Origin of the sequence: Glycocaulis abyssi, from assembly GCF_041429775.1 — a bacterium.
GTDB classification, from domain to species: domain Bacteria; phylum Pseudomonadota; class Alphaproteobacteria; order Caulobacterales; family Maricaulaceae; genus Glycocaulis; species Glycocaulis abyssi.
The window spans coordinates 106405-130011 of the sequence record NZ_CP163422.1 but is presented as its reverse complement, the minus strand read 5'-3'; the positions used below and the strand labels follow the sequence as shown (position 1 = coordinate 130011).

At 61.0% G+C, this 23607-nt stretch carries 21 protein-coding genes; 4 read left to right on the top strand and 17 right to left on the bottom strand.

All coding sequences use genetic code 11. The features are described 5' to 3' along the window. From AB6B38_RS14620 to AB6B38_RS14555, 14 genes are all read right to left on the bottom strand, one after another. Entirely contained in the window at window positions 1–1689 is a 1689-nt protein-coding gene (locus tag AB6B38_RS14620; RefSeq protein WP_371395157.1) for a hypothetical protein, read from the bottom strand. A gap of 3 nt (window positions 1690–1692) precedes the next feature. Further along, entirely contained in the window at window positions 1693–4650 is a 2958-nt protein-coding gene (mobF, locus tag AB6B38_RS14615) for a MobF family relaxase (RefSeq protein ID WP_371395156.1), read from the bottom strand. Window positions 4651–4653: 3 nt separating this feature from the next. Next, a complete protein-coding gene (locus AB6B38_RS14610; RefSeq protein WP_371395155.1) occupies window positions 4654–6837 on the bottom strand; it encodes a type IV secretion system DNA-binding domain-containing protein in 2184 nt (727 codons plus the stop codon). Further along, on the bottom strand, window positions 6837–7202 hold the full coding sequence (locus tag AB6B38_RS14605; RefSeq protein ID WP_371395154.1) for a ribbon-helix-helix domain-containing protein: 366 nt from the start codon (window positions 7200–7202) through the stop codon (window positions 6837–6839). The genes AB6B38_RS14610 and AB6B38_RS14605 overlap by 1 nt, the downstream gene beginning before the upstream one ends. Window positions 7203–8798: 1596 nt before the next feature. Then, on the bottom strand, window positions 8799–9695 hold the full coding sequence (locus AB6B38_RS14600; RefSeq protein ID WP_371395153.1) for a DUF2493 domain-containing protein: 897 nt from the start codon (window positions 9693–9695) through the stop codon (window positions 8799–8801). Between the two features lie 1179 nt (window positions 9696–10874). Continuing rightward, window positions 10875–11429 carry a hypothetical protein gene (locus tag AB6B38_RS14595; protein ID WP_371395152.1) on the bottom strand — a complete coding sequence of 185 codons (555 nt, stop codon included), beginning with the start codon at window positions 11427–11429 and terminating at the stop codon, window positions 10875–10877. Window positions 11430–11769: 340 nt separating this feature from the next. Next, window positions 11770–12243 carry a hypothetical protein gene (locus AB6B38_RS14590; RefSeq protein WP_371395151.1) on the bottom strand — a complete coding sequence of 158 codons (474 nt, stop codon included), beginning with the start codon at window positions 12241–12243 and terminating at the stop codon, window positions 11770–11772. A gap of 127 nt (window positions 12244–12370) precedes the next feature. Next, window positions 12371–12718, bottom strand: a complete 348-nt coding sequence (locus tag AB6B38_RS14585; RefSeq protein ID WP_371395149.1) for a single-stranded DNA-binding protein — start codon at window positions 12716–12718, stop codon at window positions 12371–12373. A gap of 156 nt (window positions 12719–12874) precedes the next feature. Beyond that, window positions 12875–13348 carry a hypothetical protein gene (locus AB6B38_RS14580; RefSeq protein WP_371395148.1) on the bottom strand — a complete coding sequence of 158 codons (474 nt, stop codon included), beginning with the start codon at window positions 13346–13348 and terminating at the stop codon, window positions 12875–12877. A 98-nt stretch (window positions 13349–13446) separates the two neighbouring features. Beyond that, a complete protein-coding gene (locus AB6B38_RS14575) occupies window positions 13447–13929 on the bottom strand; it encodes a RadC family protein (protein ID WP_371395147.1) in 483 nt (160 codons plus the stop codon). A gap of 59 nt (window positions 13930–13988) precedes the next feature. Next, a complete protein-coding gene (locus AB6B38_RS14570) occupies window positions 13989–14228 on the bottom strand; it encodes a hypothetical protein (RefSeq protein WP_371395146.1) in 240 nt (79 codons plus the stop codon). 75 nt (window positions 14229–14303) lie between these two features. Continuing rightward, window positions 14304–14738 carry a single-stranded DNA-binding protein gene (locus AB6B38_RS14565; RefSeq protein ID WP_371395145.1) on the bottom strand — a complete coding sequence of 145 codons (435 nt, stop codon included), beginning with the start codon at window positions 14736–14738 and terminating at the stop codon, window positions 14304–14306. Between the two features lie 400 nt (window positions 14739–15138). After that, entirely contained in the window at window positions 15139–16089 is a 951-nt protein-coding gene (locus AB6B38_RS14560; RefSeq protein WP_371395143.1) for an ArdC family protein, read from the bottom strand. Between the two features lie 932 nt (window positions 16090–17021). Further along, window positions 17022–17465: a hypothetical protein gene (locus AB6B38_RS14555; RefSeq protein WP_371395142.1), complete on the bottom strand. Its 444-nt coding sequence runs from the start codon at window positions 17463–17465 to the stop codon at window positions 17022–17024. 148 nt (window positions 17466–17613) lie between these two features. Here AB6B38_RS14555 and AB6B38_RS14550 point away from each other — a divergent pair, with 148 nt between their 5' ends. Continuing rightward, complete coding sequence (locus tag AB6B38_RS14550) at window positions 17614–18501, top strand: CopD family protein (RefSeq protein WP_371395141.1); 888 nt, start codon at window positions 17614–17616, stop codon at window positions 18499–18501. Window positions 18502–18539: 38 nt separating this feature from the next. On the opposite strand, the gene AB6B38_RS14545 is transcribed toward AB6B38_RS14550, so the two are convergent. Continuing rightward, window positions 18540–19286 carry a copper resistance protein CopC gene (locus AB6B38_RS14545; RefSeq protein ID WP_217979911.1) on the bottom strand — a complete coding sequence of 249 codons (747 nt, stop codon included), beginning with the start codon at window positions 19284–19286 and terminating at the stop codon, window positions 18540–18542. 181 nt (window positions 19287–19467) lie between these two features. Between AB6B38_RS14545 and AB6B38_RS14540 the strand changes: the two genes are divergently transcribed. Genes AB6B38_RS14540 through AB6B38_RS14530 form a run of 3 tightly spaced genes read left to right on the top strand, consistent with a single transcriptional unit; the run spans window position 19468 to window position 20764 of the window. After that, a complete protein-coding gene (locus tag AB6B38_RS14540; protein WP_371395140.1) occupies window positions 19468–19755 on the top strand; it encodes a hypothetical protein in 288 nt (95 codons plus the stop codon). Continuing rightward, window positions 19752–20192 carry a Spy/CpxP family protein refolding chaperone gene (locus AB6B38_RS14535; protein ID WP_371395139.1) on the top strand — a complete coding sequence of 147 codons (441 nt, stop codon included), beginning with the start codon at window positions 19752–19754 and terminating at the stop codon, window positions 20190–20192. The genes AB6B38_RS14540 and AB6B38_RS14535 overlap by 4 nt, the downstream gene beginning before the upstream one ends. Further along, window positions 20189–20764: an RNA polymerase sigma factor gene (locus tag AB6B38_RS14530; protein ID WP_371395138.1), complete on the top strand. Its 576-nt coding sequence runs from the start codon at window positions 20189–20191 to the stop codon at window positions 20762–20764. Before AB6B38_RS14535 ends, AB6B38_RS14530 begins: the two co-directional genes overlap by 4 nt. An 18-nt stretch (window positions 20765–20782) precedes the next feature. Here the strand turns inward: AB6B38_RS14530 and AB6B38_RS14525 are convergent, their stop codons facing one another. Then, window positions 20783–22120 (bottom strand): multicopper oxidase family protein, encoded by a 1338-nt coding sequence (locus tag AB6B38_RS14525; RefSeq protein WP_371395137.1) that lies wholly within the window; start codon window positions 22118–22120, stop codon window positions 20783–20785. Continuing rightward, window positions 22120–23562 (bottom strand): TolC family protein, encoded by a 1443-nt coding sequence (locus AB6B38_RS14520; protein WP_371395136.1) that lies wholly within the window; start codon window positions 23560–23562, stop codon window positions 22120–22122. Before AB6B38_RS14520 ends, AB6B38_RS14525 begins: the two co-directional genes overlap by 1 nt. Window positions 23563–23607: the final 45 nt, after the last annotated feature.

Sequence of the window (23607 nt, the reverse complement as noted above, 5' to 3'; positions counted from 1 at the left end):
CTATTTCTCCCGTCCCATATCGAGTTCTCGCGAGGGAGTGTTCATGTCGCGAGAGGCTTGCAGGGAATGGTTCATCGTCTCTTCCATGGCCTTTTCTGCGCCCTTGGGAAGGCTGGCAGACTGGCGGGTGATGGCGGTGGCATTATCGGTGGCCACCTTCATTTCCGCGAATGGACCGGATCTAGCTCCGGCCATGGCAGCGGCGCCAGGGCTGAAATGTCCGGCCGGATCTCTGTCATGGCTGAGTGCGGCCGATACGCTGGGCTTACCAGGATCGATGCGCGAGGTGGTGTGGTCGAGGGTCAGGGCCTGATGGGCCTGCGCGCTCGAAAGTATCTGCTCCCGGCCATTGGCCGCGCTAATAGCGATGCCTTCCGACGAGACAGATTTGATGAGCGCTGGGATCTGTGAGTCGGATTGATGGTAGCGGGCCGGATCACCCGGTTTGATGGGGAGCTTTTCCGCTGAGAAAGCCTGAATGCGCACACCCTGATCGTGGAGAGTGTTGAGATTGAAGGTGGCCAGTTTTCCGTCACGGTCCTGGGCAACGAGATGGCCGGTGAGCGGATCGAGGCTTTTCAATGTGAACTGGGTGGGCCGGTCACCGTCACGGCCTGTATCGAGCCTTAGAACATCGTCCGCGCGCAAACCTGCGCCGGTTCTGGTATCGGCCAGATGACTCTTGATGGGGTAGAGCTGGGTAAGGGAGGCCGCGCCGGATCTGAAGGTCTGCCCTGAATGCGCGGCGGCAAGGTCGAGCTGGCGGGCGTGGTCGGGCGTCGCCGCGTAGAGCTGCCGGGACTCTGTAAGAGCGAGGCGTGCCGCTGCCATGAACGCAGTCTCCCCTCTCGCGTCGATCAGTCTGGGGCCAGCATTGAGAAGGCGAGAGGAGAGGTTTTCGCTATTGCGAGGCTCGTTGAATCGCGTGGGCGCTGCCAGGCTTGAAACGGCGCCGGCGCGGATGGCGGCCATAAGGGCAGGTATATCTGCCGGGTGGTCGCGCGCAGGGTCCGCCAGAATGATGACTTTTGGAATGTGGAGCTTGTCGGCCGCGTTGGTGAGTGCCAGCGCACGGTGCGCGCTTTGCAGGGCGTCGGCGCGGACGAACAGAACGGCTTGCGACGTGGGAAGGGCGTTGCGATCGATGCGATGGATGGACTGGACGGCATTGCGCAGCCAGCCGGTCATGGTCTGGCTTTCGATGCGAGGGTGATGTGTGGACTGGTGAGTGTGATCGGGCTCGATGAGGGTGCTTTTCACCCTCGGCTCTGTCAGGGCGCGCAAGGTGGCGTCCGTACCTCCGGAACGGGTAACGTCGATAATGGTGTAGCGTTGAGGCTGGCTGAGCGGATCTGCACGGTTGAACTGCCCTGACCGGACGATGTGGGCCGGGATCTGCGTATTGGTGTGGGCAGGATGGGTCAGGGCTCGCGCAAAGCTGTCTGTCCAGCGCTGTGTCCGGTCGGTGACGAGCTGGCCTGCCTCTTCTGCGGAATGTTGCAGATAGCCGCGCTCTATGAGGGTATGGAGCGCGGCTTCCAGGTGGATGTCATTAATGCCTGCCGCGCGGGTTTCACGCGCTGCTAGCTGTATCAGCTGGTCAGGATTGATGGCTGCACGGCTGTGGGCGGCCTGATCGGCCGCCTTGATGAGCTGGCTGGACGCCGCGAGGACGGGCGGGACGGCCATGGATCAACGGCCCCGGGAGAAATCGAGAGAGGGCTGCAGGGCCGGTTCTGGCTGCTTTGCTTCAGCGGGCGGCTCCTTGGCAGGTTCGGCTTTGACGTGCGCGAGCGCGGAATCCGGGATTGGCCGGTTCATATTGAGGCGTTGGGTGAGCTTTGCCTTGTCGTCGGTGACATAAACGAGGTGTTCGTTTTTGGCGTCCGGGCCGCCAACGCGGGTCAGAGCGACATAGTTGTGGGCCTGGTCGCCGGCATATCGATCGGCTGCGCCGGTGACGGCGATGACGGGATTGGCGGTCGTACCCTGCGCGGCCACTGACGTGTGCGCATAGCCGTAATTGAGGTGGGCGAGGCGCGGATCGGTACGCTCGAAGGTCTGCTCGATGCCCTTATCGTCGCGGAGCGTGATGTGGCTGCGGTCGATGCGCACTATGGTGGTGTCGGTATTGGCTTTGATGTCGCCATGCTTGGGAAAGGATTTCGTCCAGACGAGCTTTTCACCTTCGTGCAGGGACAGGGATTTTTCCTGAAAGGCGTCATAGTGCGGCCGGGCGTGTTTATCGGCTGGCGCTTGATACTGGACCTTGGTGCCATCGGCCTTGAGAAGGATCATCCGGCCGGTCCGGGGATCTGCCTTGAGCACTTTGAGCTGGTCGCCTTTGGTGACGCCTATGGCGCGCAGATTGCGATTGAAGACGAGGACGTGGTTTTCGCGGACCCCCAGACCGTGGCGGCGCTGGGTTTTTGAGAGATTGAGCGAGACGAGTGTGGTGTGGGTGGTTCCCTCCCCTTTCAGGCGCTCGTCTGGTGTCAGGGAGATGTCTTTCAGGCGGGCTTCATGGATGAGCCCGTTGATCTCGTCACGTCGGGCGCGGGTCGTGGTGACCATGAGGGCGTTGGAGCGCAGCGCGCCGGGTAAGGACTTCCACTCGGCCACGGCGCGCGCCTCCATGCTGTCCTTGCCAGTTTCCAGCAGCGCGGAACCGATAGCTTTGAGGGCCTGTCCGGGTTTTCCCGTAGCGGCGAGGCGTGCGGCCTGGAGGTAATTGGCGCTTTTCTGGCGCTGGATAAAATCCAGCCGGGCTGATTTGAGGCCCGATTTGAGCATGGCGATAAAGGGCGCGCCTGCAGAGGGCGCGGATTTCTGCTTGGGGTCGCCCATCATGACGACGCGGCCGGCATTGGCATTTTCGAGAATGGAGACGAGTGCCTGGGCGTCTTTATTACCCATGAGACCGGCCTCATCGATGACGACATGGGTGTTGGACATATCGGGTAGGTCTTTACCGGCAGATTGCAGCGCCTGCATGTCGGTGACGAAGCGGGCAATGGTGGCCGCCTCGAAATTGGCGGGCGGCTTGCCACCCTGTGACAATGTGGCGTGGGCCTTGTCGCGAAGCTCTTCGACCTGACGGTGCAGGGGCGCAAGTACGAGAAGCTTCGTGTCCGGGCTTAGCTTCTGGAGCGTGGCATGGGCGGCCTGGACCATGTAGCTCTTGCCGGTGCCGGCAAACCCCTGGACGAGCGCATAGCGCTGTGTGCCGTCCAGCATCGCGCGAAAGCCCTGCTTCTGGTCTTTACTCAGTGCGTGGTCTTCAGCGTGTGCGGCCACGTCGTGACCCGCCAGCGCTGTCCAGCTGGGCGAGGCGTCCTTGACGGTACTGATGAGGTCGCGTTCGGCCTTGAGGATGTCAGACGTCGTGACGTGGCCGGGCTTGTATTTCTCCGCTTCGACCAGCTCGCCGGATTTCAGGGCGTCGCTATAAGCCTGCAGGATCTCGGTGGGTGAGGTGTCACCATGGGAGAAGGTGATAGCGCGTGTGATTAGATCGCTATTGTGCATGACGGCCGAGTTTTCGGTCGTATGGGATATGGCTCGCTGGAGGGCTGTTTTGCCGTCAATGCCCTGGGCGGGTTTCTGCCAGGCCGGGCGCGGATCGAGCAGATTGATAAAGGAGCGGACGGCCTTGCCGGCGTTCTGCAGGGGTCTGGAATTGAGCAGCGGGTTGATGGTGGTGGCTTTTAACCGGGCCTGCCCGGCCAGCGCGTCGAGGGTGCGGGTATTGCGCTCTCCGGCTTCGGCGCGCCAGCGCTCGGTATTATTGCCGGGCATTTTGCTCTGATCCTTCGTGGGGCGGGTGATCAGAGCAAGGCGTTCCATGGTCGCGCGGTTCAGGGGGGCGTTCGTGGCTTTCGCGGCCTGTTCGATATCGGCGCGCCTCTTGGAAAAATCTTCCATGACCTTCGTGGGCACGCCTTTGATTTCCCAGTTTCCATGTGGATCTACGGGCGTGACGTCATAACCGGCTTTACGGGCTTCCTCGCGCAGACTGGCCATGAAGATGCGGTCGGTCGCTTCTTTGGACGCGAACAGGGACGGGGAATGAACGGCCTGCCATTGGCCTTTGTTCTGGTTCCAGGTGAGATTGTGGATGTAGTTGTGAAGGTGGAGCTGGGGATCGCCTTTGCGAGATGTGTGCTGGGTGAAGCGTGATGTCACCAGATTGGCGGTCTTCAATTCACGCACCACCCTGCCCTCGCGCACGCGGGTTGTGGCGTTGGACTCCATATAGGCCATGGCTGTAGCGGCGGCCTTTTCAGCGGCTTTTATCAGGCGCTCATCCTTACCGACGAGCGCCATGAGGGAGACCGACTTGGGTACTGAGAACGTCATGTCCCAGCCAGGGGTGCGCTCCTTTCCGGCCGGGCCGTCTTTTTCAGCTTGCGGGGAGTGTTCCACAGAGTTCTGCTTGCTGGACGGATCGAGGGGTGTTCCATCGGGAAGCTGGCCTTGTCGCAGACCATTGAAAGCGGCGTTATCGACTTTGCCGGTCAGGCCGAGGCGATCGGCGCCTTTGCCCGACCATTGCGAGCTTTCGCCTGTGCCCTCATCGGCCGCATAATAGTTGTCGGCGCTGTAGTATTCGGCAGACAGGCCGCCTCCGTCTTTGGAACCGGACAGCATGGATCAGCGCTCCGGCTCATCGGACTGGATGACCATGGCGAGCGGGTCGGCCGTCTGCTGATAGATCAGGGCATCGGACTCGGAATGGGAGTTGAGTTCTGCTCCTTCCATATCCTGCCCGAGGACCGCTGAAGCGCTCGCATATTGCGCGTCGTGCTGCGCGGCCGGGGCAGATTCCTGACGTGCTTCGCGGCCCTCGGATTCGTCTGAACCAGCCTGATGGTCGCTGGATTGAGCGGTGGAACCGGGCGGATGGGAACCTTCTGATAGCAGAGCCGAGGCGACCGCCGAACTTGAGCCTGAAGCGGATGCGTCGGCAGATTTTGGCTCCGTACTGTTGGAATCCTCCCCAGCCCCGGGCGTGGCATTGGCGCGGCGCTTGATGAACACCGTGGACCAGTCGATTTCGCTAGTGTCGTCGTGGCGTTCGAGGAAGCCGGGATGTTTTTCTTTTGCCGCCCTGTATTTGATCGAGAGCGTAGCGGAGGGCAGGTCTGTGGCCGGGACGATATAGCCAGAGAGGTTGGGCAGGCGCATGAGCTGGTCGGGCAGGACCAGAAAGTCGAGCTTGTCCTGCAAGGTATAGGAGGCCCCGTCACGCACGTTGGACGCACCAAAGGAAACGCCGCGTTGGGCGCGTTGCACTTCGGTTTTGCCGATGGTTCTGGCTGCGTATTCGGCAGTGTCGGGGTCCGGGAGGTTCAGGATTATCTTGGTGCGGGCAAGGCCCATGATCGTATGGGCGATGTCATCCTTGTAGATGCTTTTCAGCTGCGAGAGCTGCTGAATGCCCAGCACGAATGCGGCTCCGAACTGACGGCCTTCTGCTAGGCCACCCTGGAGTGAGGGCAGCTGGTTGAGGCTCGGCAGTTCATCAAGCAGGATCCAGATAGTCCGATCAGGATCTCGGGTTTGCGCCATGATGGCGGACAGGGCGACTTCCATCCATGTGGTTATGAGCGGCCGGATCGTTTCGTGCTGGTCGGAACGTGAGGTCAGGAAGAGGCAGGAGGGAGAGTCTTCATCGACCCATTTGCGGATGGAGAAGACCGGTTTATCGCCTTCGCTGTCGGCCAGAGCCTGCATGGATGCCATGCTCGCGAGCAGCGTTGCGCGGATGCCTTGGGACTGTTTGGGGGTATCGGCGCCCATGGTGGCGGCGGCATTGGTATCGGCCAGAAAATCTGCCACATCGCGTAAGGGCGCACGCAGCAGGAGGTACATGAGATCGCTCACCGAGCGCTTGTTCATGCGATGGAGCTTGTAAGCGGTTTCGGTGAAAAAGAGGCGCGCCCATTCGGCCCAGACAGGATCTGAATCATTGCCTCTGGACTGGATCAGGGCAACGGCCATCTGGCGGAAGTCTGCATGGGAGCGGGCGTCTGCGAAGGGCGACCAGCCGGCGCAGCGTTGATCGAGTGGATTGAGGATCTGGTCACCGCGTTCGGGATCGTAGAATGGCGGCACATAGGTGCGCATTTTGTCGTAGACGATGGCGCGGTCTCCGCGTTCGCGGATCTGTTCCATCAGGCGAAGCATGACCTGGCTTTTGCCCGAGCCGGTAGTGCCCGCCAGAAGCGTATGGGTGGTCTCAGCCCGGTAGGGATAAGGCACTCCGGCAATCTCGTAGGGCTTGTATTTGCGGACTTTGTAGAGCTTGGCTTGCTGGCGATTGAAGGCCTTGATGCGCCGGGTGAGCTCCTTGGCGGTAATGAGCAGCGCGCCGCGGATGGTGCGATCTGAACCGAGGCGCCGGCCGTGCGCGATAAAGATGGCGGCCATGATGAGGAAGAGCGCACCTCCAATTCCCAGGGCGTTGTAGATATAGCCCTTTGAGAAGGCGACAAATCGGTCGGCGGACTGACGCGTATAGGGGTCCGCCAGGATGCGGTCTGCGGGCATACGCACATGGGTTCTGTCATGGCGCGCGACGGCATATTCGCGATTGGAACCGAGGGCGGTATTCACGCGCGCCATGTTTACGGTGATCCAGTTTTGCTGGTCGACCGGATCTGCGCGCTGGGTGATCAGGTAGAAGGCGGTGCCCATGGTGGTGATCACGCAGAGCACTGCCATGAGGCGCAGAATCTGGAGCGACATGCGCGCCGTATGGATGAAGACCTGACCGCCTCGCAGGAACGAGGAATGAGCGGCATTGCTGCCAAGTGAGGTGTCGTGACGGCTCATTATGCGCCCTCCCCGTCGATCCATTTTTCAGGATTGAGGGCGCTGATCGCGGTACACAATTCGAGCGGCGTGAGGACGTTATCGGCGCCCATTCTCACGGCCGCCTGGACCACATCTTTCTTGTGAGAATCGGGCCAGTTTTCGACTTGAGCGGCGATAAGTGCGAAGCTCAGCCAGCGCAAGGTTTTGAGCATTTCCCGGCGTTCGGACGCGCCGTTTAGATGCTCTCGAATAGCGGTTCGGATCAGCTCTGGCCGGGAAGCGGCTAGCCCTGACAGAACCCCATAATCAAGCTGCTGAAGAAGATCCGGATCGATACGGAAGCGCACTCTGGGCGCGCTATCAAGGTCGGGGAGATTAGTCATATTGCCACCCTTACTGGTTATGTAAGGACAGCGGGACTTGAGACGGTTTCATTCAAGCATAGGGATTGCCGGGACGCAACTCGTCTAGCGGCAACACACCGCCGCTGATATGGGGATGGCCGCAACCGGCCCTGGGGGTGGCCGGGGCCGGCCCATATGTGGGCCGCACGCGGCCCATCCTAAGTTATTGATATTACGGCGATACAGAATTACGTCCAATTCGAACCTTAAGGCGTTGTCGCCTTGGTCCAGATGGCCCCCACCTTCTAACCAATTGGTTTAATAGGTGTATTTCGTCTTGCGCAGCAAGACGGCACGGTGTGCATACTGTGTGATAAAAAACCAATGCGCTGATGCGCGGGCGGCGCAGCCGCCCGTACCGGCTAACAGTCGCAAAGGGGAACAGGGCCACATCGTCTGAGCCGTTGCCGCGATACTGCCAGTTGCGAAGACTGGATCGGTACGCATAGCGACCAACCTCTCCGCCTGGACGGGAGAGGATCACACCCCGCTTACGGGATGTGAATGCGCCAGCTCGAAATGACCGGACGTGACGGGAAGGTGATAGGGAGCCGGAAGTGGCTGCGTTGTCGCGTTCGACAAACCGAAAACCCGTGACAGGAAAAGTGGGCCGGAACCGGCACCAGAAAGCCCCTCGCTGCGCGCGAGAAACGTAGTGGCGAAAGCGCTCGGTCATATCGCAAAAAAATAGCCCGGCATGGCCGGGCTTGCGCGATGTTTGGATGGAGGAAAAGGGGTCGGAAAAGACCGTGAAAGCGGGACACGGGGACGCTCGCCCCGATGGCAAAAAAACCGCCCGGAGCGGGTCAGCCACGGGCGGCCGGGAGTTTGGGGAAAGGAGCCGACTGATCTTCGCCAAGACCAGTCATCCTATCTGTCTCATTTCTTGCTCTCAGCGATGCGGGAAGAAGCCATCAGAGCGGTGGCAGGTTTGGTGTGGAAGCGGGTGCGCACGGCGCGAAAAGGATCGTCACCCGTATGGGCCAAGACCCGGCGCGGCCTGGGCTTGGTGGAGCGTAGCGGAATAGAGCCTGGCCGGCCATTAGGCCGGTTCGCTCAGATCATCCTTCATCTGTAAATCCATCACACCGGATTTCAGCAAGCCATACGGCTCAACCGGCATCGGAACGTGCTCGCAATCGGTCGGCAAGAGATCCATCATGCTAGCCGGATTCCGACACCGTAAGCCGTAAGCGACAGGCGATAATCTGCGCACACAAGCTCCGATGGCGCTGCACCGGCATACGAGATCAATGCGAGCCAGCAGTGAGGAAAGCGGATTTACAGGCGCTTCAAACTCCCCTGCCCCGTCGCTGACGACGACGCGGAAAATAGCCAGCCGGGATCACTCGGGTTGCCACGTAAAGGCTGGAACCGGAAGCACGGCCATAAGCGGAACTCATGCAGGATGCGCGAGGGGCGGCTACCACAGGAAAAGGATCAGGGTTCCGGGCCGGGATAAAAGCAGAAGAGTGACCGGCCAGCTGCGCTGGCCGGTCTCCGTCTTCGTCCGCACGCGAGCCAAAAGAAAAGCCGCCCGGCCAAGCCGGGCGGCGGATGGAAGGCTTTGGGGTTCTAGTCGGCTTTCTGACCGAATCGGCGGGTGAAGACGCCATGCTCTTCGGATTTCTGGACCATGTTGAGCGCGAGACCTGCGGGATCGCCCTGCTTCTGGAAGGCGAAGACGGCGGCGGGCTTGAAGGTATCGAGCACGTGATCGACGCGCTTGAAGGCAGCGGCTTTGCCGTGGCGCTTGAAGTCGGGACGCACTACCAGAACCGGGACATTGCGATTTCCAGCCCAGATGGCGGCGATCTTGTCGATGCCGGTCTTCTGTCCGCCGGTGATCAGGACCATATCGGGGGCCTTTTCGTGCATGGCGTCGAGCTTCTCGAAGGCCTGCTCGTGATCGGTGTAGTTGGCGGTGCCGACGACGGCCACTTTTGTCCCCTCCGGCACGGCGCGCAGCGCTTCGGCTTTCTCCCGATTGGCGAGATATTCGCGGCCCTCGATGACGGCGGCATTGGCGTGCTTGCGCTTGGAGTAGATGGAGCCGCGTGCGGGCTTCCAGCGTTCCCCGGTCAGGGCGGCATAGCCCTGTGCCATGATCTCCTGTCCGTTGTTCACGGCGTCGATGAGCTCGTCGAGACGTTCAGCTTCAGTGCGGGCCTCTTCCAGTTCGACCGACTTCACTTCAGAACCGTCCTGGCACTGGATGAGTTCGACGATTTTCGATTGCAGCTCGCCATGGCGCCGGGAGTAATTCTCGGCCGTGCCGTACAGGGCGCCGGTGAAGCGGGCCAGCAGTTCGGCGATGACGGGTTCGAGCGCATTGCCGGCACCCAGATCAGCCAGCTCGTTGGCGATAGCGGTGAAGGTCGTTTCGATGGCGTCTTCGGTGGGAATGTCGCGGGTTTCAGATACGAGTGAGTAGCCGTCATTGGCGGTGATGGTGTCATGAGCGTCGTACATGGCTTCTTTCCTTTTTCTGTCTGAGGCGCACCGTGCGGCCTCGATGGGTGGTCGCAGGCCGGAGGCGATCGGCGGCGCACCGCGCAGCGGCTTGACAGCAGAGGGACTATTTTTTGCCTCGCGAGGAATGACAGCGCGTAGCGCTGGCAGGGGAAAAAATCGGCCCGGCGCTGTTGCGCCTTAGCCGGTCGAGGCGAAGCCGTCCTTCGGGCAGACCTTTTCCCATTCGAGGCCGTTCGGTTCTGCATCGAAAAAGGCAAGCCAAAGTCCGGCAGCCCTTGCGTCACCGCATGACGTTTCGAGAGGGATTGAGAGGAAACCCGCCAGCTCGCGAAGCTGCGATTACGCACCTGGCCGCCGCCAGAGGAGCGGACCTGGAAAAGGCCGGCCAGCGTTTGAAGCGGGCGCTGTGAGGAAATGCCCGCTTTCCAAGAGGCGCGCGCGGGATGGGTGACATAGACGCGCGCAGCATAGAGCTGCAGGCCGGGGATGACCTTCAACCATGCCAGAGATCTGACCAGTGCGATCGGGCGATGATGGGACCGCCGATCGAGGGCAATAGACAGAGCCTACGCGGGACAGGACAAGATCGAACAGACTGGCGGGCACGCCACCGGCCGGAACGCGAAGCTGCAGGCTCCGGATCTACGACGCGATGCACGCGTGCTGGTATCGAAAGGGATGAGGGAGGTGCCATGAGACTAGACGTATGATCGGGCCGATCGGGGGACCATGGCTGTCGTTATCCGCCTCAGCGGATGAGGGCTGAGAGAGCTGGAAAGCCCGAGAGCTGCCCCAATGGGGAATGTCTGATCGAGACGGCAGAGGCAGGGATGATGGAGCCCGCCAGGGCAGAAGAGAATCCCAGCCGGTCTGGAAGGCCCGTATAAAGCCCGCCAGACGCTGTATGCGCGATTGATGCTGCTTGGACCACCCGGAGCCGGCATGGCTCTCCAAGGGCAAATTAGGGGGCCTCGCACTACTGGTCACTTCAGAGGGTGCGCGGGGTATCGATCCGCCTTCGGTGATGACTGCGCCCCCTGCCCTTCCTCTCCGCTCCCGGCTTGCCGCCGGACGGTCTCGAATGGGCGTAGCCATTGCGAGAATTACCATCCCGGCCCGAAAAACAGAAAAGAGATACATCCTCGAAGAGTATGGAGGCGTTGTGCGTTGTCGCGCTCAGCCAGAGCGGCCAAGGGCGAGACAGGTATCCAGCCAGTCGGGTTTGAGTGAGAGGGCGTTGTCGTCCCAGCTGCAGCATTCGAGGAGGAACCAGGGGCAGAACTCCCAGTCGAACGCGTCATCATATCCATTGCCGCCCTTATGGGCGGCGATCCAGCCGATATGGCAGGCGCGGGCAATGGCCCCTACCCGATCGCGAAGATAGGCGGTGCCATTGATGGAGCGGACTGGATCGGCGTGGTTGGCGAGACGGGAGGCAGGTTCGGCCGTGCAGACCGCTTCCCAGAGGCTCATGGCAGAGTCGGTCAGGAGCTCTTCGGAGATCGCACCATAGGCGCGGGCGATGTCTTCATCGGCCACGTTGTCGATATGGACAGCATGGCCATCAGAGCTGCGCATATAGATGCCCCAGAAATGGGGCGGGATGCCGTCAGGTGGCAGGCCGATACGGCCTCTGGTTTCGCCTTCGGCCGGCGCGTATTCAAAGCGCGGGCCATATTCGAGTTTGACGTGATCGAGGGACGATACGGGAATGGTGACGGACTGGTCCATGACGGGACTCCTTGTTGCTGGTGAAGCATCGCTGCGGGTGCGCGCATGGCGGCGCGCCCGTGCGAGCGGGTTCACAAATGGCTGGGGATGGGATAGATTGAGGGAGTGGGGATCGAGCTTTCGCCCGACCCCCGTTTTTCTAGAACGCGATGAGAGAGACCCGGAGTCTAACTTGCCAGCTAGTCCGGGTCTTTTTCACGTCTAGAGAGAAGCTAAACGGTAAGAACCACATCAGCTTCACTCCCTTCAGCAGCGAAGGCTTATCGCCATAGGCCGGGGAGCCCATCTCCCACAGCTCGCGCGGGCTGGCACCGCGCTTCGCTTTTCGCTGCCGAAACGGTCAGAGGCGCGGATTACGCCCTTCTTCCATGTGCTGGCCGGTATTGGGATCGGTATAGGACCAGCTCGCGGCGATCAGTTCATGCGTGCGGCGCCAGACGCCGCGTGAATCGCGCCAGTGGCGAGGCTTCCAGGTGCCGGTGACGAGAACCGGCATTTTGAACGTCCGGAAGATGGCTGGATCCTCGGTCTTCTCGTAGGCCTCAACCAGGTAGTCGGTAATGGCGCGCCGTAGTCCGCCGGCGCAGGTTTCCGCACGTGGGCCTTTGAAGATGACGGTGTAGCGCTTGCGATCGATCACGAAATCGGTGGCGATATCGTCGAAGGCGTAGTGGGCGCAGCGCCATTCATTCATCAGCTCGACTTTGCCGGTCGTCAGGCGGCGGCCCTCGAAGAGCTTGTCGGCGTCGCCCCAATACTCGGCTTCAAGATCTCGTGTGGGACGGGTCTTGATGGCCGCGAAGTTGACAGACATGGCTTCCTCCATTGCGGGTTCGCTGGAGGCGTCCTGATTTTTCGCTTTGATGCGGAGCGGTGGGGTCCAAGAGAAAAGGACGCTCCTCGGGAGCGCCCTTTTCATGTCGGCCGGGGGTATGGCGAGGTTAGTTGGCGCGGTTCACCAGCTCGATGGAGCCGTTGCTCTGCGTTACGCGGTAGAGGGTCTCGACGGCAGCGTCGCGCGCTTCATCGACGCGGCGCAGTTCCATCTCGCCTTCCACGAGGACGTAAGCGCCCTTCTTGCCGTGCTTTTCGAGATAGTTGACCAGGCCCTGATTGAAGACGGCGACCGAGAACCAGTCCTTGCGGTAGGTGGGCTGGCCATCCTTCTGGCCGGTATAGGTTTCCGAGCAGACGCGGATGAAGGCATGGCGGCGCGTTTCGCCATTGTGCTCGCGTTCGCGGATATCCGCATCGGCTCCAAGATTTCCGGAAATGATGAACTTGTTCATGGGTATCTCCTGTTTATGCCCAAGAGGCCGATCAGGCGTCATGCCTTTTCTTCATGCCCTTATGAGCATGAATTCTTTCCCGGTTTTCCTTTTGGACGGGTTGAGGAAGGGTTGCGATTGAGGCGACGGTTGAGGTATTGAGGGTTTGTGTGACGGCTAGGCTTCACAGAGCATCGTTATCTCGGTCACCTCGGTTTCGAGCGTGTTGCTGATTTCGAAATTCGTGGCGGCGAGGACTTCGCCATCGCGGATGATTTCGAGCGCTTCGCGTTCGGAACGCGCGCTAACCTGGACATCCTCTCGCGCGATGATGATTTCGCGCCGGTAGGTGCGTGCTGACCAGAGACGTATGGGGCCTTCAGTGTCATCGGCCTCACCGATCTGGTTCTGGATCTCCTGATCCTCGGGCGAAAGCTCGAAGGCCGGTATGGACTGGTCTTTCCAGAGGGGATGGGGCGCGGTCATTCCCAGATAGGGCCAGTAGCGGCGCATCAGCGCCTCGTACTCGGCCCGGCTCTGGTCTGTCTGAGTAAGGTCTTCGTGCATGTCCTCGAACGTGTGTTCGAGGGTGGAGCGAAGACGTTCCAGTGCGTCTTGCACGAGGTCTTCGGGCAGGTGGAGCGATTGCATGGTGCGGATCTCCGTGGGTTGCGGGCAGGACCGGGCGCGCGCGTGTGCGCGGCGCGGGCCTGCAGGAATGTGCGATTGAGTTGAAGCGGCGCGCCGGGCTACATGAGACCGGCAGAGCGCATGGAGCCTATTTCGTCACCGGCCACGATGAAGTGGTCGTGGACGGCGATATCGAAGGGTTTGGCGACATCGAGGATCTTGCGGGTCATTACGATATCGGCGTGGCTGGGCGTGAGATCACCCGATGGGTGGTTGTGCGCTAGGATCATGGCGGATGCGCCGACTTCCAGCGCACGGCGGATCAGTTCACGCGGATAGACAGGTGTGTGATTTACGGTGCCGCGGCCTGCAAGATGGTCCTCGATGAGCCTGTTCTTGATATCGAGGTAGAGGACGCGGAACACCTCCTGCTTCTCCCCGGCGAAGGCGGTACGCAGATAATCCTTGGCGGTGGTAAAGCTGGTGATCTGGGGCCGGTGGATCATGTAACGGCGGAGCACCGCGCGCGCCTCAGCGATGATCGCGGCGTCCTGGGGTGCATACCCGCAATGTGGGTTTTCGAGATCTAGGGCGGTCTGCATGGCGGGACTCCCTGCAGATGTGTGTCAAGGATTGAGGAACGAGGAAGGAATGAAGGCGGCTAGGAGCCGCCTTCTTCGTCTTCAGCCAGTTCGTCGAGATAGGATTGGGCGGCTTTGCCGAAGGTGGTTTCGACATCACGCCTAGACAGGCCCTGCCCTACCGCCCAATGGTGCAGGTCGGTGAAAACGTCATGGAGCAGTTCCTCGGTGTCGAAGCTGCCTCTCAGATCGCCGCCATAGGCCAGATAGCCGTCAACGGCAGCCTCGCCGCGTTCGGCGCGCTCGCTATTCGTCATCATGACGAACCTCCAGAGTGTGTGAAGTGGGAAAGCGGGCGGCAGCGCCTTATGGCACTGCCGCTGGCTAGGTGTCCGCTAGAACGGAATGTTGTCGTCGAGCGTATCGGAGGCGAATGCGGGCCGCTGCTCGGCGGATGACTGACGTTCATCAGCGCTCTTCTCAGAGGCGGGGCGCAGCAGCGTCATGAAGCCGGTCTGGCCGACGCGGAAGCGGGTGACGGAAAAGTATTTGCCGTCCGCCTGAACGCGCTCGCTGTCCATATCGCCACGGATCTGGAGCATGGCGCCCTTCTTGCCGTGCTTCTTCAGGAAGCTGATCAGATCCTTGCGGAAAGTGGCTACATCGTACCAGTTCACATTGTAGATCGGCTTGCCCTGGCGATCGGCGCCGGCGTAGTCATTTGACGCGATCGAGATGAAAGCGACTTCTGTAGTCGAACCGTTAGCACGACCAATCTCGCGGATAACGGCGTCTTGGCCGAGGTGGCCCGTGATGTCAAAGCTGGCCATAATAGTCTCTCCTGTCGATCCTGGTGACCGTCTGGCGCGTATCGCCAACTGCTTCTCGATCATCAGGTTCAACTTCATTCCCTCATTTCTTGAATTTGAGAGCGGGATGGACCGTCCGGGTAAATGCGTATCCGGGTTGGCACTTATGGGGGTGGCAATTCGATAAATTGAGATTGGAATTTAAAGATTTGAGGCAGAGGTGTTGAAGGGTGAGCTTGTAAGGTCCCGTGTGGGTTTTCAGCCTTGCTGAAAGCGCCGTAGGCGCCTCCCCCTCGCGCTTATGCGAAGGAGAAGGCGCCGGTGCAGATATGGCAGGGGGCTAAACCGGTTAGCCGATCCGGTAATATGCAATTTCTGGAAAACTGGGGTTGGCCAGAGCATGCGACGATACTGATAATGCTCAAGCAGCTATTGCTTGGGCTTCGAGTTGGTCGCCCGCTGCATCTGCTTCAAGAGCCGGCCGGAAAGCGAGAATCCAGTCTGCCGCCTTGCTGGCCTGACTGGCAGCGCGGACGATGGCGCGTTTGTCCTCTCGCAGAACCTCTAGCCAGGAGCCGATATAGTCGGCGTGCCGCACGGTTGGCTCGATGCCAAGGGCGGCGCATGTGAAGGCCGCTGTCATCTCAGCGATGAGCTCTTCGAAAGCATATTTCCTGCAGCCGAAGGAGCCGGAGAGATCGCGGTCAAGGCGCGAAGGATGACCTGTGGCGTGACCCAGCTCATGCAGGGCGGTGCGATGCCAGTCAATCGTGTCGAAATAGGCCTGGGGTGGTGGCACCTGCACGTAGTCATGACGTGGCACATAGAAAGCGCGGTCCCCGCCAATACGAAAGTCGATTCCCGTTGCGGAGATGATTGCGTGGACCGTGGGGTCGATCAGGCCTTCCGGCACTGGCGGAGCCTGGGGGGCAATGTGTTCGGGAAGCCCCTCGCACTGATCGGCGTTGAAAACGGTGAAGCGTTTCAGAAAAGGAATGGCGGAAGGCTCGTCGCCAGACTGAAGAGCGCGGTCCTTCTCGGATTGAGGCACGAATTTGTCGGCATAGACCACGGTAGTGCCGCGCTCGCCTTTGCGGACATTTCCACCAAGGGAAAGAGCCTGCCGGAAAGTGAGCCAGCTTTGGCCGGCAAATCCCCGCTCGATGGCAGCGCCCCAGAGCAGCAGGATATTGATGCCGGAATAGGTGCGGCCGGTTGAGGCGTTCAGTGGCATGGCAACAGAGGAATTTCCATTGCGAGCCCATGGCTGAACCCAAGGCAGCCGGCCGTCTTCGAGTTGGCTGATGATCTTGTTGGTGATCTCTTCGTAGATGTCCGCGCGCTGTGTGCGCGGTAGAGCTTTGCGAGGCATGGCGGGTCTCCTGAGCAGGCTCCAGAGGCCTTTCCTCTGGCCAAAGCCTGTCAGTCCCGCTGTCTGACTTTTACACTTTGCTCATGGTGGTGGCGCCGGGCGGTATAGGCGTATTGTCATGGAGGCAGGCGAAAAGTTCAGAAACGGTCGTTTCCAACGATTCTGCGAGAGAATACATGACATCGGTTTGAATACGTGAATCTGTATAAAATAGGTGCATCGTGTGATAGAAGAATGTCGTAATAGAAACGTTTATGATCTCTTGAACATGCGTATGAAGAATGCGAGGGATTGAAATCACATAAACAGCGCTATCATTTGGCGGCGCATAAAAATTCTGAGGTAAGTTTTCGAGAACGGCGCTAGTACAACGTGTAACGATAAGCGAGCCTACGGTATATATTGGAGTGTTGTATTTCGTGGACAGGGAATAGAGAAACTGTTCGTGCCGCTTCTGATGGGCGGCAGCGATAGCGACCCTTACGCTTATTTTGGACGAAGGTTTTGCCATGGCGGCGGTTTATAGCAGGCGTATAAATCGGGCAAGAGTAAACGATATATCAGCGAATTAGACTGGACAGCTCCAGCGGCAAGGGACGGCTACATGAGACCCTTGATCTCATTGCTAGTTTGGAGGACCCAACCCCAATGCGCCGGGGTCCCGAGCAAACCGCCCGAAAGTAGCTTTTTCGCCTGTGATCACTGCAAAGGGCTTGCCGTGTAGCAGTGAGTATTCAGATCTGCCGAGACGCTATCGCCGATTAGACGGCGTCATCTGCCCTCGAGTGGTTTAGGCGCCGAACCTCCTGCCCTTTGCAGGCATTAGTAAGGCTCCTGCAAATGCCCCGGCATTCTATGCTGGTCAGACAGCACAAACTCAAAATGGGCGTCTGGCAGCGTTTTAGAGTCCTCGGCGAGCGCTGCTGCTGGGATCACTCCGTTGGGAAACGCAGCGTTGAAATCGGTGTCACCTCGTCGAGTGGCAGCGTCACATCGAAACTGACATCGTGAATCTCGCCCCACACCCGCACGTGATAACGGCCAGGCTCTGTCAGCATCACGTCAAAGGTATAGCGTCCGGGATGCGGATATTGCGGGCGTATATCGAAGGCTCTGCGTGTCTCGCCATCTGGCGCAATGAGCTCGGCATACAGTCCGTCTTCCAGCCCAGGAATCGCTTCGCGTTCGCCTGCAGGGCGGATGATCAGATCAAGGCCGTTACGTTCACCGGTAAAGATCGGCTCGTTAACGAAGCCAACAATCACGAGATAGCGGCCATCGCCGACAACCTCCACCTCGTGTGCCAGGGCGGCGGTCGTGCAGAGGCCGAAAAGCGTGGCGGCGGCAAGCCGGGCTCCGAGCGAAACAAAGGTCATCTTCTTCTCCTTGCTATCATTGAAGGCTGTCAGGTGTGATGGCGCCCGGTCGGGGCGATGCCCTTCCCGGACCAGGTGAAACGGGACGAAGTGACGTCGGGGTCCGGCGCGTATAGGCCCGTAGTGCAAGACCGCTGGAGTGGGCATCATGGACGCTGCGGAGATAACTGTTCGCACACTGCAATACGGAACGGGGCTGCTTGGTGCCGGTGTTCTCGCGGCCCTGCTCTGGGCGGGGGAAAAACCCGGCAGGGCAAGCCGGATGGCCCTCGCGCTCTGCTGCGGCCTGCTGGCCGCCGGAGCTCTTGCAAATGGTCTGATCTTCTCTCACGCGGTTCTGGACTCGTGGCCTGAGGTGTTCTCGCCGGATGGAGCGGTCTTCATTCTGACGACCTTCGATCCGGCCCTGGGTTTCCTCGCGCGCACGATCCTTGCCGGTCTGGCACTCGGCGCGCTTCTGGTCTGGCGCGGACAGTCTGGAGCATGGGCCGCCCTTGCGCTCCTCGCTGCAGCGCTCGCCAGTTTCGCCTGGACCGGCCATGCCGCGTCCGGTGAGGGCCTGCAAGGCGGGCTGCACAAGGCCTCTACCGTTGCCCACATTCTCGCAGCGGCAGTGTGGCTGGGTGCGCTCGGCCTCTTTCTTTCGCGGCTGTTCGCTCCGCAGGCTGCGTCGAGAGACTACCGCCAGCGGACCGCTCAGCTCCTGTCGTGCTTTTCCGGCATCGGGAGCGTTGCCGTCGCGGCGCTGGTCATCACGGGCGTGACCAACACCGTGCTTGTTGCGGGGCCGGGCCGGGTGATGTCGACGCTGGAGACCGCTTATGGCAGCTGGTTGATCGTCAAGCTCGCCCTGTTTGCCGGGATGGTAGGCCTTGCGGCGCTCAACCGCTTCGTTCTTGCGCCAGCGCTCGCCCAGCGCCTGACCGATCAGGCCGCCGGGCGGATACGATGGGCGGTACTGGTGGAGGCCGGTCTCGGCGCAGGCGTGGTGGCGTGCGTCGCCGTACTGGGTATAACCCCGCCCCATTCTGGCTGATCGCACGCGCACCTGCATCAAGCGCCAGCGCCTCTACTCTACTCGACAGTGAAGCGGACAGTCCCGCTCATCTCATGGTCGCCACCATCAGCCCGCCAGCTCAACTCGTATTCGCCGGGGTCAAGAGGTTCGGTAGCGGCCTCAATGGAGGTGACTGGGGCCTCCTGCGCCTCGAACTCAACGGTAATCCGCTCCATCGCGAGCGTAGACAGCTGGATCGACCGCACGGCCATCGGGTGATCGAAATGCAGCTCGATCCGCTCGAGACCGCTATCGACAATGGCACCATCGGACGGGACTGACCGGATCAGCCCTACCATATCACCATGCCCTGCATGATCATCGTGCGCGCCCTCATCGTGATGATCATGGTGATGGTCGTGGTGATCGTCGTGTCCGGAAGACTGTTGCCCGTGCTCATCGGCGTGTGCGTCGGCGTTCAGCTCGAAGGCTATTTCGCCGCGCATGACATGGCCGTCCTGCGCCGCGGCGCGCCACCGGATTACGTAATTGCCCTCTTCGAGCGGCGGGAACGGTACCGAAAACTCGTCCTGAATTCCCCGAACGCGCTCAAACCCGATATCGATTGCGTCTCCGTCGACAACGGCAAGCTCAAGCCCGACGAGAGAGACGGGGTCGGCAAAGCCGAAATCGAACGACGAAGGCGCTTCGCCCAGCACGTCACCATCGCGGATACTGGAATGGGTCATCACCGTGTGTGCGAACGCGGCGGCGGCCAGCAACATGACGGCGGCGCTGGCTATTGCGAGTCTGAGTAATGGCATCGATTGCTCTCCCTGATCAGGCGCTTCTGGAGTATTTACGCATTAGCGGGCGTTATCCCTTCCCGGCCTCTGACTGATCATTTCAGCTGGAACGCCGCGCCGTTACCGGCCGGTGGGCACCAGCAGATGAGGGACATGCCGCGCCGGGACGTAAAATCGTAGGACGCATGAGGCGAAAACCATGAACCAGCTGGATAATCTTCTGAACCGCCTACTCAGGACGGAGCCAGACCGCGATCTCACCGGATTGGAAGCGCGCGTCTGGAGCCGGATCGAAGTCATGCAATCTGGCCGGGTAACGGCCTGGCTGCGCGCACTTCCTGTAACCGCAACGGCCTCGGCGCTGGCGCTCGGCTTTGCCACGGCGCTCCTTAGCGCGCCACCACGGCATACGGTGGAAGATATGGCGGTTTTCTCCACCAACACCCCGCTTGCTCCATCGACATTGCTGACGGGAACAAGCCGATGACACGACTTCGTATCTACCTCGCTCTAAGCCTCGTCCTCGCGGTCCTTGCAGGCGTGTTTGCGGCCTGGTGCGCCACACATTACTTCTCGTCCGCTGCAGCAGAGCCATCCCTTCACCGCATCATACATCACGAGCTGGACCTGTCCGCCGGGCAGAGAGCCCGCGTCGCCGAGATCGAGGCGCGCTATACCGCTCAACGCCAGGCCCGCGAACGCGAAATGCGCGCGGCGAATACCCGGCTGGCGGCAGCCATCGAGGCAGACCACCAGCTCGACGACAATGTTCGCGCGGCGATCCATGACTTCCATCACGCGATGGGCGAACTTCAGCTGGAGACAATCCGCTATGTTCTCGATGTGCGCGAGATACTCGATGCCAGCCAGAGAGAACATTTTGATGCGACCGTAACCGCTTCCCTGACCGATCAGGACTGGTGACCGGGGAGCCACAAGACAGCGACACCGATCTCGTTCACCGCGCTCTCGCGGGTGAAGAGCGCGCCTATGGGCAGTTGATGACACGCCACAAGGACGGGCTGTACCGCTTTGCGCGCCGCTACAGCGGCAATAGCGATGATGCTCTGGAGATTGTGCAGCTCACGTTCATCTCGGCCTGGCAGGCCCTGGCACGGTTCGATACCGGCCGGGCTTTCGACGTCTGGCTTCGCGCGATTGCCCTGAACAAGTGCCGTGATATGGCGCGACGCCGGAAGGTTCGCCGTTTCATGATGGCGCTGGGTCAGATTTCCGAAAGGCAGGCTGATCCGCCCTCGCTCGAGGCCGGTCCTGAAACTCAGCTTCTGGACCGCGATGAACTACGCCGGGCCGATGCTGCCATCTCGAGCCTGCCGGACGGTCTCAAGGCGCCATTGCTGCTCACCGCCCTCGACGGTCTCACCATGGCTGAGGCCGGAGCCGTTCTCGGAATGAGTGCCAAGGCTGTCGAGAACCGCCTGTATCGTGCCCGCAAGGCGCTGGCGCGAACGCTCCAGCTGCCGGAGGATTCCTGAAGCGGATGTGGAAGTCCGTCAGGTGCGGATACCGTCCCGCGAGAGTTCGCCGGGCGTTGCCACGCGTGCCGTGGTCCCGTCCGGCGCCCTGTACCAGCCCGGATCGTCATAACGCGTGATGCCGGGGCGCACCTTCATGATCGTGAACATCCCGCCCATGCCGATATAGTCGAACGGGCCTTGTGCTCCCACCATCGGGATGGAGTTCTCCGGAATGGCCATATGGCCCATTTCGACATGTTCGCCGTGGGCCGCCATGTCGTTGCCATCCATCGCCATGTAGCCGGGCACCAGATCTCCAACCAGCCCGGCGAACGATGACTGGTCTACTCCGACCATGTTCTCGATATCGTGTCCCATCTGGTTCATGACGTGATGGGTCATGTGGCAGTGAACGGCCCAGTCACCGGGATTGTCTGCAACAAACTCGATGGTGCGTGCAGAGCCCACAGGCACGAGGACGGTGGCTTCCGGCCAGCGCCCCGCTTCCGGTATCTCGCCGCCGTCAGTGCCGACAACCTGGAAGGTGTGGCCGTGCACGTGGAACGGGTGATGGTCCATCGCCGACAGGTTGGCGACGCGCATTCTCACTCTCTGGTCCTGCCTCACCACCAGCGGGTCGGTGCCGGGAAAGGCCTTGGCGTTGATCGTCAGAATGTTGAAATCCGTCATCTCGTTGGGATCGGGACGGCGCGCGCCCGGCCTGATCTTCCACGTCGACAGAAGCAGGGCGAAGTCGCGATCAACACGCCGCTCAGCCCGGCGGGGATGGATGACGAAGATGCCCATCATTCCCATTGCCATCTGGGTCATTTCGTCGTGGTGGGCGTGATACATCTGCGTTCCGTGCTGCACGAGCGGGAACTCATACCGGAACGTCTCGCCCGGACGGATCAGCGGCTGCGTCAGGCCGCCGACACCATCCATGCCGGACGGCAGGATCAGGCCATGCCAATGGACCGATGTCGCCGCGCGCAGCCGGTTGGTGACGTAAATCCGCACCCGGTCGCCCTCAACGGCTTCAATCGTGGGGCCATGGACCTGGCCATTGAAGCCCCAGCAGGTAGCCGTCAGCCCCGGCGCGAACTCGTGTTCGACCTCTTCAGCGACAAGGTGGAACACCTTCACGCCGCCGACGAGCCTGTAGGGAAGCGTTGAGCCGTTCGGCGTGACGACAGGCGTGTAGTGAACGCCGGGCTCTCCGGGAGGATAATCGCCGGGTTCCACAGTGCGCGCATGATGGGGGCCGGGATTGGACGCTGAGGCGTTCGCGCGGCCCGTTGCCAGACCTGCCCCGGCTGCGGCCAGACCGGCTGCGGCAATCGCTCCGCGACGGCTAAGTAGAAACTCGCTCATCAGTGAACATGCCCTTCATGCTGGTGTGCTCGATCATGTGTTGCAGGAGACGGAGCGTTTGCGGGCGTTTCCTGCCGACGGGACGGGTCAGATGAAGTCTCGATGTCCGCCAGCCGGACATGCCGTTCAAGGTCGGCGCGTGCCTGCCAGTATTCGGCAACGGCCTGAACATAGTCGCGACCCGCCTCGACCCGGTCGCGCCGTGCCTGCAGAAGCTCGAACATGCCGATCTGCATGGCATTGAAGTCCCGGACCACGCCGTCAAATACATCGGCGGAAATCCGAAGGGATACGTCGCGATGGAACAGCGCCAGTTCACGGGCCGCTTCTGCTCGCATGGCCGCTGAACGGCTGGCGGTCAGGCTTTCCAGGCGCGCTTGCTGGAGCTGTTGCCAAGCCTGTCTGAACTCAGCGCCCGCCCGCAAGCGTCCGGAGGCTCCCAGATCAAGCGGCAGCGTAAAGCCCAGCCCGTAGGCCTCAGACCAGCGCCCCTGACGCTCGAACTCTCCGATCAGTTCAACATCACCCAGCAGAGCTTCGACATTCCTGATGCCGCGCCGCGAGGCCACTTCCCGGAGCCTCGCTTCCGCCACGGCTACCGGGAAGCTGTCACTGACGGCCTCCTCTGCTACCCGGTCGGCATCAATCATCCTGTTTGGCGGAGCAGGAAGACGCGACAATGTCTGAAGCGCGGCCGCCTGCTGTCCGTCCAGGCCGAGGACTGCGGTCAGACGCTCGAATGCCGGGCCGATGCGGCCTTCCGCACGCATGCGTTCCGCTGTCATCCGTGCTGCAAACTGGCGCTGCCGGTCCAGATCGACACGTGCGATATTGCCTGCAGCATAAATCGCCTGCGCGGCCAGCCGGGCCGCTTCACCCGCGCTTTCAGCCTGCTCGTAAAGATCAAGCGCCTGGCGGGCTGCAACGTAATCCACATAGGCGATCCGCACATCTGCTGCCGCCTCAGCAAGCCGCCGCGCCGCGTCGGCTCTCGCGGCGTCCATGCGCGCTTCGCCAGCTCTTGCCCGCTGCGGCCAGAACAACAGCTCCAGGAGTGATACGCTGACCTTCACCTCCAGCTCGTTGCCGCGGGCGGCGCGGACCACTTCGATAACCGGGTTGGGTGGTAATACCGCAGACAGAAATGCGGCTCTGGCTATGCCGAGTTCCTCAAGATCGGACTGGATGGCGGGACTGTTGAGAAAGGCGATGGCCACGGCCTCATCCATTCCCACCCGTGCTTCCAGAAGGCTGTCGACCGAGGCGGACAGTGCGGCTCTATCCTCATCGGTTCTTGCCCAGCCGGGCGCGGCGCCGGTGCGCGCTTCAACCAGCGCCGAGACCTCTGCAAAGCTGGAGTCAGGCGCGATGCTGGCGCATCCGGAAACGGCCAGCGCTATCGCTCCAGACGCCAACGCGCCTCTGATCCTCAGGAGTATCATTCGTCAAACACCCGCGATGTGTTGCTGCTTGTGAACGAATACGCT